The following is a 14,031-nucleotide window of genomic DNA, read 5'->3' as shown; positions in this document are numbered from 1 at the left end:
GATTTAGCGGCGACCCTAATAGTTTTTGCGTGCCGTTTGGCGATGCTGGTTGTCGAGGATGGGAGCGAGCGGTGTTCTTTGAATCGCCTGTGTCATGAGTCCTTGTAGGTCATCGACACCATACACAGTTCCATTCACATGGATTTCAATGGTCGTTCCGCCCAGCCCCCCGACCGAGCCGTCAAGTGGAACAACAGACGAACCGCGCGGCAGGTTCAGTAGTTCCGGCCCCTGCTCGCCGACAAGCGTCAGACCAGCGCGTGTGATCGTGCCGCCAGTGGCGAGGCCAGGGACATTGATCGCCGCGCCAACCGCGCCTCCGATCATACCGACACTCGCATCGACTGACAGAGCTGATTTAATTTTCGATCTGATGTCAGCGAGAGTTTGTTCCAACATAGGCATAGATTCATTGATCGATGTGGTGATCTTCGAGATGAAGTCCCCACCGAACTTCTGCGCGTCTTGCTTCATCTTGTCGAAGTTAGCGACGGTGTCGGCGCGGATCTTCTCGTTCTTCGATTTCCACTCCGCGCGAATCTCGTCGAGCTTGGCTGCCGTCACCTTTTTCAGTTCATCGATTTTTTTGCGCGTCTCTTCCTTCATCCCGGACAACTCGGCAGTAGCCTGCTGAGATGCCAGTTTGTTTTTCTCTTTCCACAAACGGACGTACTCTTGCAAATCGGCATCGCTGAGACCGTTGAGGGCCGCGATCTCCGCCGCCGACTTCGGTCCCATCTGCGTCAGTTCTCCAAGTAAGTCGGCATCAATCTTCCGATTCTTCAGGCCATCGAGGTTCTTCTGCCAATCGACGAACGTGTCAACTTGACCACGCAGGTTGTCCAGAAGTTGCGAGCCATCGACGTTCTTGTTCTGGACTTTATCGAACAGTCCGACAAAGTTTACCAACGAAGAGCGTCGCGCCTCGAACGCCTTGTCATACTCCTCGTTCAGCTTCCGAATGCCCTCGGCCTCCGAGTCGCGTGCAGCCTGACACTTCTTCTCGTAGTCGTCCTGCGCCTTGCCCATTTCATCAAGGTAGCGCTTTGTCTCCTCGGCAACTTGCTTTTGGGCTTTGCTCATCTGCTCTTGCTGATCGATGATGGAGCGGTTCGTTTGGTCGACCTGCTTTTTCAAGTCAGCCCGGATTTTTTGCTCCTTCAGGATCTCGATGTACAGTTTCTTGCTCTCCTCGGCATTTTCACCGAGCAGGTAGACGGTGTCGTTGTACGCTTTGTTGAGAGTTGCCAGCCGGTCATCAGACGCGCCGATTGCGAGGTTCAAGCTCTCGACTTCCAGTTTCAGACGCTCGACCTCTGCAACACCTGTTGCCGACATGGCGATCTCGTACTCCAGATCGGTGATGCTCATGTCGAGGTTGATCGCAGACAGTGCTCGTTGTGCGCTGTCGCCAATCGCCTGTGTGACCTGCTTCTTGAGGTCGAGTTGCGCCTGCTGCTCTTTTAGGATCTCAAGGTAGAGCTTTTCGCTTTCATCTGCGTACATGCCAAGGATTGCGGCCGAATCGTTGTATCCTTTGTTCAAGACAGCGAGCCGGTCGTCGGATGCGTTCAACGACAATTCCAGCAATTCAAGTTGCGTATTCAGGCGCTCGACCTCATCGATCCCGTTGACCGCCATCGCGATCTGGTATTCGGTGTTCGTGATGTCCATGTCAAGGTTGATGGATGACAGCGCCTTTTGTACGCCTTCCCCGATGGCTTCCACGACTTTGTAGGCACGGGACTCCTTGTCCTCCATCCCGACGACAAAGCCCTCCATCGTCCACTGGCCGACCTCCTGCATGACGCGGGAAGGCGAGTGAATGTCCAATACCTCTTTGGCCCACCCTACGACGTCGCCGAAGAACCCGGCGATCTTCCCGCGCACCCATCCGGCCATGTCCATCACACCATTGACAAAGCCGGTCAGGAAGTCCTTACCAGCTTGAACCGCGCTCGTTTTCATGTCCTCCCAAGCTGATTGAATACGCTGCCTGAGATCGGACATGGACGCGGCGATCCGTGCCGGTGCCGTTGCGAAGAAGTTGTAGACAGACTGCCAGCCGCTGGCGGCCGCCGTCTTGACCGACTCCCATAAGCCGTTCCACGCGCTCTTGATCGTCGTGACAGCACTGTTCCAAATTCCTTTTAGACCCGCCATAGCTTCAACAAAGAACTGATCCAGTTGGGCCAGTGCTGCTTGCGTGCGTTTCCAGACCTCAGCGAACGCAGCCGTCCAGATGCCTTTGATATTCTCCCAGAGGTCGCCGACGATGCCGCGTAGCTTTTCACCGGCTGAAGCGAACACCGTGCCGACCTCGTCCCAACGCCCTGTGACGAGGTTGTACACGACGAGGAGGGCGGTGGCGAAGATCACCTTTACCGACTCCCACAAGGCGCTGAACACGGCCGTCACGGTCTCCACATAGGCGTTGGCAACCGTCCAGATGGACGACCACCACCCTGTAAAGAACGCCGTGATTACGTTGAACACAGGCTGGATAGAGTCCCATGCAGCAGCGAGCGCATCTTTCACGCCCTGCCACGCGCTCACAACCGATAGCTTGATGCCGTCCCACAGGTTTGAGAAATACGTCTTGACCCCATCCCATGTAGCTGAGAGGGAAGTCGTCAAGGTCGTCCACGTCTTGGTCAGGAAGGCGGTTATCTCATCCCAGTTTTTATAGACGGCGATGGCGGCTGCGCTTAGCAGGGCAATAGCACCAATGGCGATTCCGACTGGTGCGGTGATGGCGGCGAACGCGCCGCCGAGGGCGGCCCATACAGGGGCGAGCGCGGCGAAACCGGCGGTTATCATGGGTATGAATCCAATCAACAGCAGGATCGGGCCTGAGATAAGCGCGAGCGCAGTACCTACCGCCGCCGAAACGGCGATGGCAGTCTGCATCCCCGGCGACAGTTTATTAAACGAGTCGACCATACCCGTGAGCATTTGCGTGATCAACCTGATCGCAGGTGTCAGCGCGTCGCCGATCACGATAGCCGCCGATTCCATCGCGCCGGTGAATTGATCCACTGTGCCTTTGAGATTGTTTTGCATGACGTCGGCTGTAGCCTTCGCTGAGCCTGTGCTATTCTCCATAGCCTGCGTGTACTGGTCGAACTGCTCTTTGCCCTTGCCGACCATAACCATCAACCCGGAAACAGCCTCTGTTCCGAATACTGTTGATAGAGCGGCGGCTTGGTTTGCTTCACTCATGCCCGACAACCCGCTGTTGAGTTGACCGATGATGTCGCCCATCGGGCGCATCTTCCCGTTGGCATCAAGGATAGACACGCCGAGTTCCTTCAGCTTGTCGCTCGCTTCTTTCGGCGGATCGACAAGGCGCAGGAAGGCGGCACGCAACGTGGTACCTGCCTGCTCGCCTTTGATCCCGGCATTGCCCATCTCAATGGCGGCTGCGGCCACCTCTTCAAGCGAGATACCCAAGGACTTCGCCACTGGGGCGGCGTACTTGAGGGTGTATGCCATGTCCTCCACACCGATGGATGAGGAGTTTGCGCTGGCGGCCAGCACGTCGGCGACGTGCCCGGCCTGTGAAGCCTCTAAGCCAAACGAGTTGAGGGCCGTGCTCATCGTCTCCGCGACGAGAGACATTTCCTCTCCGGATGCTGCGGCGGCAGACAGAACGCCCGGCATCGCATCGATGATCTGATTCGCCGACATACCAGCGGCAGCGAGCATCTGCATACCCGCTGCGGACTGGGATGCCGAGAAGGAAGTGCTACCGCCGAGTTCGATTGCCTTTGCCTTCAGCTTCTCAAACTCATCAGTCGATGCGCTTGCAAGCGCCTGAACCTTGGACATTTGCGCCCCGAAGTCCATACTGCTGTTGACCGCCGCGCCCAATCCGGCGGCACCGGCCGCACCGATCCCGGTCAAAGCTAGGCCGATCTGCTGGGAGGCATCGAACACAGTCATTTGCGACTGTCCGAAGGCGGAATTAAAATCAGCCCTGAGTTTTCCCAGGGCTGACGATTGCTGCTGTATTTCATTCGTGGTTTGTTGAAGCGCGTTCTGCATGCCGGACAGAGACGCGCGGGCTTGGTTCAGCTTGATAGCCAGCTCTTGCGTGGCCCGCGCGTCCGCGCCCTTGGCTTCTATCATTCGCTCATACGCCGTTTGCAGAACCGTGACTTTGTCCTTCTGGAGTCCGATCTGCTTGCCGAGCATTTCCGACTGGAGCTTGAGCTTATCGGTCTCGCTTGCGAATGAACCGAGCGCAGCCTGAGAAACTTTGAATTCCGATTGAAGCAGGCGCTGCTGTCGGTTGATGATAGAGACACCGTTCTGGAACCCGCTCCCGTCGATCCCGATGGTTACAAGGAGTGAGCCCAGTTCTTCTTCCGAAGCCATACCTTGCTCACCTCCTTACATGCCCCGGATCTGATCGATGGGCACTACGTCGTCCTCTTTTTCTACAAAGTAGGACGCCAATTCCAAGTACCAAACAATATCCATCTCGTCGATCTCGTTCGGCGATCTCCCTTGTTTCATCAGGCCGAGATAAAACTCTTTTACAAAGACAGAGAGGTCAACCTCATCCTCCTCTCCGTCCTCTATGCGTTTGGGGTGGCACCTCCCGACGCCGCGCTGTTGACTTTAGTCACGATGTGCTGAATGCACTTTTGTGCGGCGGTGACTACATCCTCGACCGAAATGCCATCGTAAAACTCGTCTCGCGTGAATTGCTTACCGAACACGAGAACGACATAGTCGGCCGTGAAGTCGAGATCCTCCACATCAAACTGCTTCGATTCTTGCCGTTGCTTGAGGGTCTTCTCAACCTTTACGGTTTCGCGGAAGACACGACCAGAGATAAACGTGGGGGCGACGTAGGTTTTTTCCTGCCCCTCGACACCCGGATAAAATTTCAACTCAAGAGCTTTGTGCATGGTGAACACTCCTTTTTTGGGATAAATAAAAGAGAGAGGGATTCCCCTCTCTCAAGCGGTATTATTAGACTGCCGGAGCGTCGGCCGGTTGCTCGTAGACAGCATCAAACCAGGTCGCCGCAGCGGTGAATCCAACTTCGTCTTCGTCGCCACGCGCACGCCAGTTGCCGTCGAAGATCCGCAGGACGAACGTGCCTTTGATCGTGTCGCCTTGGAATTCGGTCTTGTCTTCTTTTTGTTTGAACTCCTCTTTGAAGAGGCTGAACTTGCCTTTGTAGAGCCAGTAGAAACGGCGTTTCTTGTTTGCCTTCTCCGATTCAAATCCGAACGCAACCCACGGGGCTTGGTTTTTGTCGCCGTCAATCAGTACGCCGTTTTCAATGGTTCCGCCAATGAGAAACGCCTGATCCGAAAGCGACAGGCCGAGCGTTTCGAACTCGACTTCGATCTCGGTCACCTCTTCGGACACGTACTTTACAACGCCATCCCCGTAAGCCTTGTCAGAGCTGACCTTCGGGTCGATGCTCGCCTTAACGGCGTCGAGGATCTTGCGAGTCGGGCCGTAAGTCGCGCCAGTGATATCGTCTTTCGTCAACAGTGCAACAGTAAGATTTTTAAGATTGGTGCGCGGTGCTGCCATCTTAATTTTCCTCCCTCAGATAAACTGATTTGATATACCTCAAGGCTTTATGAAAGACCCCGTCCTCGTCAGCGAGGTCGGGGCTGGTTGCAAAACGCCGGAAGCCCGCAACGATCATGGCCGCGTCCACTTGCTCGACTATCCCGGTGAAATTCCCTTTCGTCCACACATCGATTTGGAACCGGATCTCAGCCGCCACCGGCTCACCCTCGGCATACAAATCGTTCAGGTTAGTCATCTCGAAGAACGTGATCCGGGGGAACTCGTCAGCCTTCGGCGCTTTCAGCCAATACACGCGTCGCCCGCCAAGCAGTTCGACCAGATCGGAATGCCCCTCCAGCGCCGCAAGCACGTCCGGCCTTTGGTTGGCTATGCTCATCGTCTGAACTCCTTTTCCCCTTCCGCCTTCATGGCGTTGAACACGTCTTTCTTAGACCGCGCCGCTGCGGGCCCTACGAACGGTCGTGCTGCCATCTTCAAAGTTCCCCACTCCAGAAACTTTCCATAGAAAAATCGGGAGTTGTCACCACGAGACGGACCCACCCGAATACGCTTGATCCCGTCTCGCGTTGAGATATTTGTGATCATGATGTTGTCGGCCATGTGGTCTTTCGCATATGAGCTTCGTGGTGCATCCTCACTTATGGCTGCTTGGAGCACCTTTGCACCGGCGCGTAGCATCCTGTTCTCAGCCCGCGCCTTCCGATCCCCAAGCTGATCGACTTTTCTTAGTACATCTGCCAATCCATCAAGCGACATCTCAGCTCCCACTCATACCCACCACCTCTGTGCACATCAAGTGCAGTTCGTTGTGACGTTCCCCTGGATCGATCACAGATTTGATATTGAAGATGCGCCCGTCGTAGACAAGACGCATTTCAGATGTGATCCCACTCTGGAAGCGAATGCGGACCCGAACGGTGACCTCTGCGTTGACAGCAGCGGCTGAATCGTATTCACGCCCCTGCAGGGGCTCGACAGCTCCTCGGATTGTGAGATGGTCGCGCCAAGTTTCGACTGCCAAACCGTCTGCGTCCCGAGAGAGGTCGGACACTTGAATCTTGATGAGGTGCGGCCAATCCTGCACCGCCCTGCCCACCTTCAACTTCAACCACATGTTACGCATGTCAAGATTCTCAACGTTGAGGATATCGTAGGCCTTGCTCTCGTCGTCATTGAGCATCACCCGGTCCATCTCAGCGATATCCGGCCGGAACCACATGGTCACCTCTGCTGTATCCGTGATGGTGAACGCATCGGTTTGAGTGCCGCCTTTGCCCTTCCAACTACAAAAATCAAGCGCCGGTTCAGCATCCTGATAGGACGTGATCGACGCTCCGTTTTCATCATGGGATATGACTCGTTTTTGGACACGAATAGGAGTGGCGAACTGCTGAACACCTGCTGGCTTGAACATCTCCTCAACCTCCTAGCTACGCATCGCCAATTGCCCGACCATCGTATTGAAGGCGGGTGAGAACTTGATCTCCCCGCCTGTCAAACTCCAGATGTCCGTGACTCCTAGCACAATCGCGCCAACTGCCAGATGGTCATTAAGCAGATCCGCCGACACGCCAGCACCCATCATGAAGGATTTTACCGCAGCAAGTTTCTGCATCAATGTACCGTCAAAGGCGGTGCTTGCGACCGGGATGTTCAAGCCCTTCTTGCACTCGATCAGAAGATCGGCGTCGGTCACTGGTCATCACCGCTCGGTTCGGAATCATTGACTTGTTGTTGCGGGTCATCCGCCGGTGCCTGAGTTGCTTGCGGGTAAACCAATTCTGCATCCACCGCAAAGGGGACGAGCACGATCTTTACACCGCTTTGCTCTTGTTCAAAACGGCATTTTTCTGCCAACTGCTCGTGTTCCGCATTGGACAGAGGACCCTTTGCTTTCCAAAGCAGGATCGCTTCCCCGTTGTTCACCAACTCAGCCGTCGGTTCGTTTTTCTTTCTCGCCACTATTAACTCCACCTTTCTTAGAGGGGCGCTCCGGCCCCATTATTAGGTTGTTGCGCCTTTCTTGACGATGACTACGCCGTTCGGGTCGATCAGTTTGCCGTCTGCGATGAGGATGGCTTTATCAACCCATTCATTGGTGTCATGGTCGAAGTAGCGGAACATGGTCATTTGCATGTTGGAGTTGAAGCCATAGTTACGCAGGTCGCAGTAAACGGCCACCACATCGCCCGCGACGGCATCATCGAACGGCGGGATGACGTCGTCCTCGACTTGGATGACCTCTTTACCACCGAAGCGCTCTTGCGGTCCATCCACGATTCCGTAATTCACTCGGCCAATCGGCTGTCCGTTCGCATCTACCATGCCGTCAATGTACCCTTCGAAGGTGCCGGATGCCATCAGGAAGGCTGCGCCGGCTTTGTATTTCAGCGGCATCTTGGCAAACACCTTCTTCTTCCAATCATCCCACGAACCGATTTCAGTCGGAGTCATGGTGATGATTTGCGCTGCCGGAACTCTGGGGTCAGAAGTGATGCCTTGCGGTTTGCCTACACCGTCGCCATTCAGTACAGCGAGGTCGATGGCTTTCACCATCGCTTCAACAATCAAGTCAGTGATGACGCTCTCGAATCCAGCCAGAGTTACGGTGTCAGCAAGCAGAGAGGTAGCCACTTTGCATTCCAGGCCGTAGTAGCTGAACGTGATGTTCGTATTTGCCTGCACTTTTTTCTTATCGGACGGCGTCGATTCACCGATCCAGGTAGCCGACGGTTTCAACGACAGGATCGGGATGGTTACGCCACCCTTGATGTTGAGTTTGCGGACGCGGCTGAACACTTGGCCGTAGACAGTGACCTTCTTGATGACCTCATTGAGGATCGTCGTCGGGATGACCGCTGATACGTCAGCGGTGGTGGTCATTGCATCAGCGCGCAACTCAGGCGTTACTTGGCCGGTCTTCGCAAACAACATGAAAGCATTGCGGTATTCTACAGTGCCGTACACATCCTCCATGCCCTGCTGTGCACGCTGTTGTTGGCCGCCACCAGCTCCGTTACCCATCCCATAGGTGCCGAGGATGGTGCCCGGCGTCGGCAAGCCCAACCCGCGCTGCTCTTGCGGCGACACGTTCGGGGGATCGACGTTCGGCGCTTCGTCCTGAATTGCATCGATCATCCCGCGCAACTCCGCGATCTCGGGGTTCAATGATTCAAGCTCAGCGTTGATACTACGCAGCTCTTCGACCGTCGTAGCGGCCGAGGATTTCTGGCCGAGCTCAGTTTTACGCGCTTCCTTCTTGATGAGCATTTCTTGCAGTTTCTTTTTCATCTGTCCTCACCTTAACCTTTCATCAAAATCTGATTTTTGAGTTTCAAGAGTTCCAATTCTGACTCGCTTTTCGAGTTATCCAACTGAGACCGGGCATTATCCAATGCCTGTCGCGCGTTATCCAACGCGGCTTGGTCACGAGCATTTATGTCAGTTCCCGAGTAGGCCGGGAAATTGACGGCGCTGACTTCAATGACTTTCCTGATCTTTTGGATACGCCGGGTCGGCATATCAGTGTCGAGGTCTTCCCACTTTTCATCGGACACGTAAAAAATAAAAGACATCCCATCGATGTCTTCTCTCTTTACCGCGCTATAGAGGGATTTCGCCTCGCTGTTGCTCTCCACGTCGAGGTTCGCCCGGATATAAAGGCCGCGCTCATCGGTCCGCAACTGCATAGTCGAGTTACCATTGTTGCGACGACTACGCGCCAACGGAATCTTGCGCAGGTCATGGTTCACACTAAAAAGTACGTCATCGAAGTCGCAGCCATCAAAGGCCCCACGCTCGATGATCTCGTTGAACCAACCACCAATGTTCGTCTTCTGGTCATAAACGGCCGGGTGCCCTTCGATGTAGTTTCCATCTTCAACGGCCCGTAGGTCTACCAGACCAAAACTGCGTTTTACCGGCGCCTCTTTCGCCGGGAGCGGTTTACTCATTGCTTGATTCCCCTTTCTCACCGGCCTTTGCCCGCCCCATTTGATAGGCATTGGCCAGATTCACATCGATATAGTTGAGTGACATCGTCCGCTTGTCTCCGCCCTCAATCGGCGGATACCCGAGCAGTGCAAGTTTTTGATTATCAGTGAGCAATCCTTGCTCGCCGGCTGTCTTGAGCAGATCAAGCATCGCCTTGGTGGACAGGTAGCGCATATCCTTTTGATAAAAGACAATTTCGTTTCCCATGTCGAGCTCTCGGGGAGTAAAAATCGTCTTCGAAAATGCTTGACCTAAGCTGATGACAATCGGCTCAAGCGTTTTTTCATAGAACGCCTGGTACTGCTCATCGGTATAATCTCCAGACCGGATCGCCTTTGACACTCCGAACCAGTTCTCCACCTTGCTCTCCAAAAACTCCAATGTGACTTTGTCGATGATTTTCGGGTCAGAATTAATCGGGATGTATTCGTTTTTCAAGTCCAGAGGCAGTAAGGCTGAATCTCCTGACGCAAGCCGTGCCTCGATCCGATCTCGCTCTGCCTTCGTCGATTCGTCATCAAGCATCGTGTTAAGTTTGATAACGCCTCGGATAGATAGACTTGTCTTAATCCCCTTTTCAAGCCCCTGCATAACAACGTCGTTGATCTGCAACACCTTCAAAAGTGCTGCGTTGTCTGGTTGACCGTTTAGCCCGCCGCCCATGATATCGTTGACTGAAAACTTTTTCCGCAGGTGAATGACATCTGTATAGGGCAATGTGAAGCTTTCACCGTTTGCAAAGTACAGTTTCACAAACAGAATACTATTTTCGTCTTGCAAAAAGTCGACTTGACGGGGGTTGAGGGGATAAAGCCCGGTGCAGATTCGAGTCTCTTTTCCATACCCGTCTCTTCGGATCTCAAACATCGGGTAGATAAAGGCGTTGTAATTCAAGAAAAGCAACCAGATCGTTTTCTCTAGAAAGTCCCTCGTCGTCATGATTGGGTTCGGCGAAAACTTGAACAGACGGTTGAGGCTGCTGCTGGGAGTCGTTTGCATGCCTTCGCCGTCAGTCCTGATGTGCTTCGGTTGAAGTTTGCTACATTCACTCGCGATAACATCAATGCAATTTTGCACGATATCCGAAGCATAGATGTTGTCCCCGAACTGGCTGAACACAGGAGTGTAGCCGTTCATCATCTTTGCATAGGAATAGGCTGTTTTCGCCTTGTTGATCAACCCTTTAAAAGAACTCCAGATCGCCACGTTTCAATATCACCCCGCTCTCTTCACCAGCTCCAGAAACTCGGTTCGGTTGTCGATATAGACCCGGTAGCAAAAGATCATCGTCACCGCGCCGTCGATCTTCTTGTCTTCTTTCCCTTGGACCTTCACCGGCATGATCTCCATTTTGTCGTTGATCTTCAGCGCGGTGTTCTCCAAACAAAGCCGGTCAATCGGGTGGTTGTTGTAATTGATCAACTTACTCTTCAGGTCAGCCTCAACGAGTTTCATGGGCTCGCTGATACTTCCAAACTTTTGGTCTATTCGTTGCATCTCGAAGCCACAGTCTTCCATTTCCTTGACCCAGTAGACAGCAGACCATTTGTCATACCCGACTTTGTAAAACTTGATCCCGTGTTGCTTGAACAATTTGACAAACCACGCGGTTACGTGTCGGAAGTCGTTCTCGTTTCCATCGGACACGGTCATAAGTCCTTCCCGAATCCATTGTTCGTAGACCTTCCTCTCAGCCGTCGAGAGAGCGCCCAGTTTGGCTTCTGGTATGAAGTAATGCTGGAGCATGTACTTGGTGCTCCCTTTCATAAGCATCGCGCGCGCCGATGCAAGGTCACCGGATTTGGACAAGTCGACGCCGCCAATCGCGAACGCCCCTCTGAACTGCTCGATGTCGAAGGTTGCCTCGTTCTGGATGTCCTCCGGCATCAACCAAGCAGCCGCGTTGTTCTGCTTGAAGTTGAAGTCCTTCGAGAACATAAAAACCCGCTCGGCCTTGTCGTGTTGGGCCTTGCGGATCTGGTCTTTGATGTATTTTGCTTTCTTGATCGTGCCAAGCGACGGGTTTGACTTCATCCATGTCCGCTCGTCCTGCCAGACTTCGGCTTCACTATCTTGAGTGTACAGCCACATGAGAATCGTTTGGTCCTCGATCTCCTTCGCCAAAACAGCGCGACCGTACTTCAACTCCTGGTCGAGGTAGCCATCGTTGACGAATCCCTCGGTAGTGATGTTGATGAACCACGGCTCTTCTTTTGTCGACTGGGATTGGTCGATGGACTTCGCGATGACATTGTCTTTCATTTCGTGGGACTCGTCCAAGATCGCGCCGTCGATGTTTCGGCCTTCCTTGTTGCGCGTGCGCTCCGACAACTTGAAAATCTTGCTTTTGTTCCGGGTGTTATGGATGCCCTTGAGGTTCTTCCGGGTCCTTTTGTCGTCCGGGTCGAACTGCTCACGCATATTGGCAACCTCTTCAAAGATGATCGAGGCCTGCGCATCGTCGTTTGACGAACAGACGATGTCACTGCCGCCGTTGCCACACATCAGTTCTGTGAGGCAAAGAGCAGCGCACAAGGTTGATTTGCCGTTCTTGCGGGCAATCAGCATGATCGCTTTTTTGAAGCGTCGCAGATTGGATTTCATCGGCTCTTCGTCATAGTAGTTCCGGTAACCCTCGTCACTCCACTTGAACGAGTAAAAGGCTTCTATGAATGCTTTTTCCCAAAGCTCCAAAATAAACGGTTTGCCGTGGAACGGACTCTTGGTGTGTTTGCAGAAACGCTCGATGAACTGAATCCGAAAGTGAGCATCCCGCACGTCGTAGACGTAGAACGGGCTGTTCAGATCCTCGATCAGATTGTCGAGTTGCTGGATCAGCTCTCTGCCAGCGATGATCTCACCCTTCTTGATGAGGTCATGATACTCGACGAGGTAGCTATTCACCGTTACGTTGCTGCTTGACCCATTCGTCAAACTCATCTTCACCCTCGTTCATGTTCTTGTTCAGAATCCCGTTCAACGTCTTGATGACCACAGCATACGAGTTCAGGAGCTTTAGGTACTGCTTCGATACCTCTGGCGTCTTTTGGCGAGTCGGGTCCATCGGATTGATCTGCACGCTCCCGGTGGTTTTTATGATCTCGCGCAGATGTGACATCTCAGCGTACATAAACGCAGCGTCCTCAATCAGCCCCTCAACCAACTTGGCCTTTCCCGTATCGACACCTGTAAAGATCCCGGTCAATTTCGCATGCTCTTGCTGATACAGATCGATTTTCCCCACTTTTGAATTCACCTCCACCGAATTTCAAAATTTTGACCTTGCGTGAAAAAAGGGGTATCCGCACGGTTATCAAAGTCTCTACTGAAAACGGTGACCGGGGGGCTATACAGATGCTTCTTCGGTCACATCGATGAACATAACCGCATCTCGTCTTACCGTAGACTCCTTCGACTCGTTGACGAAGATCATGGTTGCCTTACCTTCCCCGTTCAACCAATGACGGATGTTCGCTACTCCATCTCCATCCACCTCATGAAGCGTTTTGACTACGCCGCCAACAAAGTAGATCTCCACCTTGAATCGCTTTTCCTTTTCCATGCCGTTTCCCCTCCTCTCTTTTACAGCCGCTTCTCCATCTCTCTATGCCGACGGATCTTCTCGTTCTCCCTCTTCATCCACTCGATCACCTGCTGCTTCTTCTTTACCATCTTGGATTCGAGTGTCACTCCCCGGCATCTCTCCCACCACCACAGATGCACATGCCAGATGTACAGCGGTGAGTTAGCCATGTATCTCTCACAGGATAGGACAGCGTGATGGTCATAGATCACGCTGACTTCAATCTCTTCTATTGCATACTCCATCGGGTTTGACCAAGTCTTCGGGATCGTCACACCTTTCTCACTTCACTCTTCAATGCCGTCTGCAGCATCTGCTCAAACACGAACGGGTTCGATGCGGTGCCCTCGACTTTGAGCTGCACATTTGTCACCGTCTCTTTCTTTCCCTTGTGCATCTTCCACAGCATGCAGATAAGCCCGATGTTGATCAGGCTCTGTGTTGCCCATAGCCATTCCATTTGTGTGTTCCCTCCTCTCTACCATTTCATTTCTTGAATATGTTCTTGCGCTCGCTTCTTCAACCTCTTTGCTTGAACACCAGTCATGATCGCCATGCCCACGCCGATGCCCGTCAATACTCCTGTGCCGTATGCAGCTACAACCCACCACGTCATATCCTCTTCCCTCCTCTCTATCCAGAGGTAACCATCCAGTCTATACTTACGGTATAAATAGAATTCAGAGGATGGTGTGTAATGGGTAAGGGTGTTAGATATCTGGCGCATCGTTTCGCACGAGACGTGACCCGTAACGTTGGAAAAGGTGGCTTGTCAAACCTGAAGATTCTTTGGAAGTTGCTTTTGTTCATCGGTGGATTTGCTCTTTTCGCATCGTTGCTACAGAGCCCAGAATTTATATTTTTCTTCAAGTTTTTCTTAATTTGCAACGTGC

Annotated in this window: 17 protein-coding genes; all 17 read right to left on the bottom strand. The window is 53.1% G+C overall.

Going from position 1 to position 14,031, the window contains the following annotated elements; all coding sequences use genetic code 11:
- Window positions 1-15: 15 nt before the first annotated feature.
- On the bottom strand, window positions 16-4,380 hold the full coding sequence (locus OS242_RS10610; RefSeq protein WP_267151659.1) for a phage tail tape measure protein: 4,365 nt from the start codon (window positions 4,378-4,380) through the stop codon (window positions 16-18).
- A gap of 15 nt (window positions 4,381-4,395) precedes the next feature.
- Window positions 4,396-4,521, bottom strand: a complete 126-nt coding sequence (locus OS242_RS10605) for a hypothetical protein (RefSeq protein ID WP_267151658.1) — start codon at window positions 4,519-4,521, stop codon at window positions 4,396-4,398.
- A gap of 62 nt (window positions 4,522-4,583) precedes the next feature.
- Window positions 4,584-4,919 carry a phage tail assembly chaperone G gene (gene gpG, locus OS242_RS10600; protein WP_267151657.1) on the bottom strand — a complete coding sequence of 112 codons (336 nt, stop codon included), beginning with the start codon at window positions 4,917-4,919 and terminating at the stop codon, window positions 4,584-4,586.
- 64 nt (window positions 4,920-4,983) lie between these two features.
- Window positions 4,984-5,559 carry a major tail protein gene (locus OS242_RS10595; protein ID WP_267151656.1) on the bottom strand — a complete coding sequence of 192 codons (576 nt, stop codon included), beginning with the start codon at window positions 5,557-5,559 and terminating at the stop codon, window positions 4,984-4,986.
- 1 nt (window position 5,560) lies between these two features.
- Complete coding sequence (gene gp17, locus OS242_RS10590; protein WP_267151655.1) at window positions 5,561-5,938, bottom strand: tail completion protein gp17; 378 nt, start codon at window positions 5,936-5,938, stop codon at window positions 5,561-5,563.
- Window positions 5,935-6,330, bottom strand: coding sequence for an HK97-gp10 family putative phage morphogenesis protein (locus OS242_RS10585; protein WP_267151654.1), 396 nt, complete (start codon window positions 6,328-6,330; stop codon window positions 5,935-5,937). Before OS242_RS10585 ends, gp17 begins: the two co-directional genes overlap by 4 nt.
- Window positions 6,320-6,976: a phage head closure protein gene (locus OS242_RS10580; protein WP_267151653.1), complete on the bottom strand. Its 657-nt coding sequence runs from the start codon at window positions 6,974-6,976 to the stop codon at window positions 6,320-6,322. The genes OS242_RS10585 and OS242_RS10580 overlap by 11 nt, the downstream gene beginning before the upstream one ends.
- A gap of 12 nt (window positions 6,977-6,988) precedes the next feature.
- Window positions 6,989-7,258: a hypothetical protein gene (locus OS242_RS10575; RefSeq protein ID WP_267151652.1), complete on the bottom strand. Its 270-nt coding sequence runs from the start codon at window positions 7,256-7,258 to the stop codon at window positions 6,989-6,991.
- Window positions 7,255-7,524 (bottom strand): hypothetical protein, encoded by a 270-nt coding sequence (locus OS242_RS10570; protein ID WP_267151651.1) that lies wholly within the window; start codon window positions 7,522-7,524, stop codon window positions 7,255-7,257. Before OS242_RS10570 ends, OS242_RS10575 begins: the two co-directional genes overlap by 4 nt.
- A gap of 42 nt (window positions 7,525-7,566) precedes the next feature.
- Complete coding sequence (locus OS242_RS10565) at window positions 7,567-8,853, bottom strand: phage major capsid protein (protein ID WP_267151650.1); 1,287 nt, start codon at window positions 8,851-8,853, stop codon at window positions 7,567-7,569.
- 11 nt (window positions 8,854-8,864) lie between these two features.
- Window positions 8,865-9,515, bottom strand: coding sequence for an HK97 family phage prohead protease (locus tag OS242_RS10560; protein ID WP_267151649.1), 651 nt, complete (start codon window positions 9,513-9,515; stop codon window positions 8,865-8,867).
- On the bottom strand, window positions 9,508-10,761 hold the full coding sequence (locus tag OS242_RS10555; protein WP_267151648.1) for a phage portal protein: 1,254 nt from the start codon (window positions 10,759-10,761) through the stop codon (window positions 9,508-9,510). The genes OS242_RS10560 and OS242_RS10555 overlap by 8 nt, the downstream gene beginning before the upstream one ends.
- Before the next feature lie 9 nt (window positions 10,762-10,770).
- Window positions 10,771-12,495, bottom strand: a complete 1,725-nt coding sequence (locus OS242_RS10550; protein ID WP_267151647.1) for a terminase large subunit — start codon at window positions 12,493-12,495, stop codon at window positions 10,771-10,773.
- Window positions 12,452-12,799, bottom strand: a complete 348-nt coding sequence (locus OS242_RS10545) for a hypothetical protein (protein ID WP_267151646.1) — start codon at window positions 12,797-12,799, stop codon at window positions 12,452-12,454. The genes OS242_RS10550 and OS242_RS10545 overlap by 44 nt, the downstream gene beginning before the upstream one ends.
- 102 nt (window positions 12,800-12,901) lie before the next feature.
- A complete protein-coding gene (locus OS242_RS10540) occupies window positions 12,902-13,117 on the bottom strand; it encodes a hypothetical protein (RefSeq protein WP_267151645.1) in 216 nt (71 codons plus the stop codon).
- Window positions 13,118-13,409: 292 nt separating this feature from the next.
- Complete coding sequence (locus tag OS242_RS10535; RefSeq protein WP_267151644.1) at window positions 13,410-13,598, bottom strand: hypothetical protein; 189 nt, start codon at window positions 13,596-13,598, stop codon at window positions 13,410-13,412.
- Window positions 13,599-13,616: 18 nt separating this feature from the next.
- Complete coding sequence (locus OS242_RS10530; protein WP_267151643.1) at window positions 13,617-13,754, bottom strand: hypothetical protein; 138 nt, start codon at window positions 13,752-13,754, stop codon at window positions 13,617-13,619.
- Window positions 13,755-14,031 lie beyond the last annotated feature (277 nt).

This window comes from Tumebacillus lacus (genome assembly GCF_026410385.1).
Taxonomy (GTDB): domain Bacteria; phylum Bacillota; class Bacilli; order Tumebacillales; family Tumebacillaceae; genus Tumebacillus; species Tumebacillus lacus.
The sequence above is the reverse complement of the archived record's forward strand: the minus strand, read 5'-3'. Positions and strand labels throughout refer to the sequence as shown.

Bases quoted from the DNA above. Each gene is read 5' to 3' on its own strand.
- OS242_RS10610 (WP_267151659.1), bottom strand. From the start codon at position 4,380: ATGGCTTCGGAAGAAGAACTGGGCTCACTCCTTGTAACCATCGGGATC.
- OS242_RS10605 (WP_267151658.1), bottom strand. From the start codon at position 4,521: ATGAAACAAGGGAGATCGCCGAACGAGATCGACGAGATGGATATTGTT.
- gpG (WP_267151657.1), bottom strand. From the start codon at position 4,919: ATGCACAAAGCTCTTGAGTTGAAATTTTATCCGGGTGTCGAGGGGCAG.
- OS242_RS10595 (WP_267151656.1), bottom strand. From the start codon at position 5,559: ATGGCAGCACCGCGCACCAATCTTAAAAATCTTACTGTTGCACTGTTG.
- gp17 (WP_267151655.1), bottom strand. From the start codon at position 5,938: ATGAGCATAGCCAACCAAAGGCCGGACGTGCTTGCGGCGCTGGAGGGG.
- OS242_RS10580 (WP_267151653.1), bottom strand. From the start codon at position 6,976: ATGTTCAAGCCAGCAGGTGTTCAGCAGTTCGCCACTCCTATTCGTGTC.
- OS242_RS10565 (WP_267151650.1), bottom strand. From the start codon at position 8,853: ATGAAAAAGAAACTGCAAGAAATGCTCATCAAGAAGGAAGCGCGTAAA.
- OS242_RS10560 (WP_267151649.1), bottom strand. From the start codon at position 9,515: ATGAGTAAACCGCTCCCGGCGAAAGAGGCGCCGGTAAAACGCAGTTTT.
- OS242_RS10550 (WP_267151647.1), bottom strand. From the start codon at position 12,495: ATGAGTTTGACGAATGGGTCAAGCAGCAACGTAACGGTGAATAGCTAC.
- OS242_RS10540 (WP_267151645.1), bottom strand. From the start codon at position 13,117: ATGGAAAAGGAAAAGCGATTCAAGGTGGAGATCTACTTTGTTGGCGGC.
- OS242_RS10535 (WP_267151644.1), bottom strand. From the start codon at position 13,598: ATGGAATGGCTATGGGCAACACAGAGCCTGATCAACATCGGGCTTATC.
- OS242_RS10530 (WP_267151643.1), bottom strand. From the start codon at position 13,754: ATGACGTGGTGGGTTGTAGCTGCATACGGCACAGGAGTATTGACGGGC.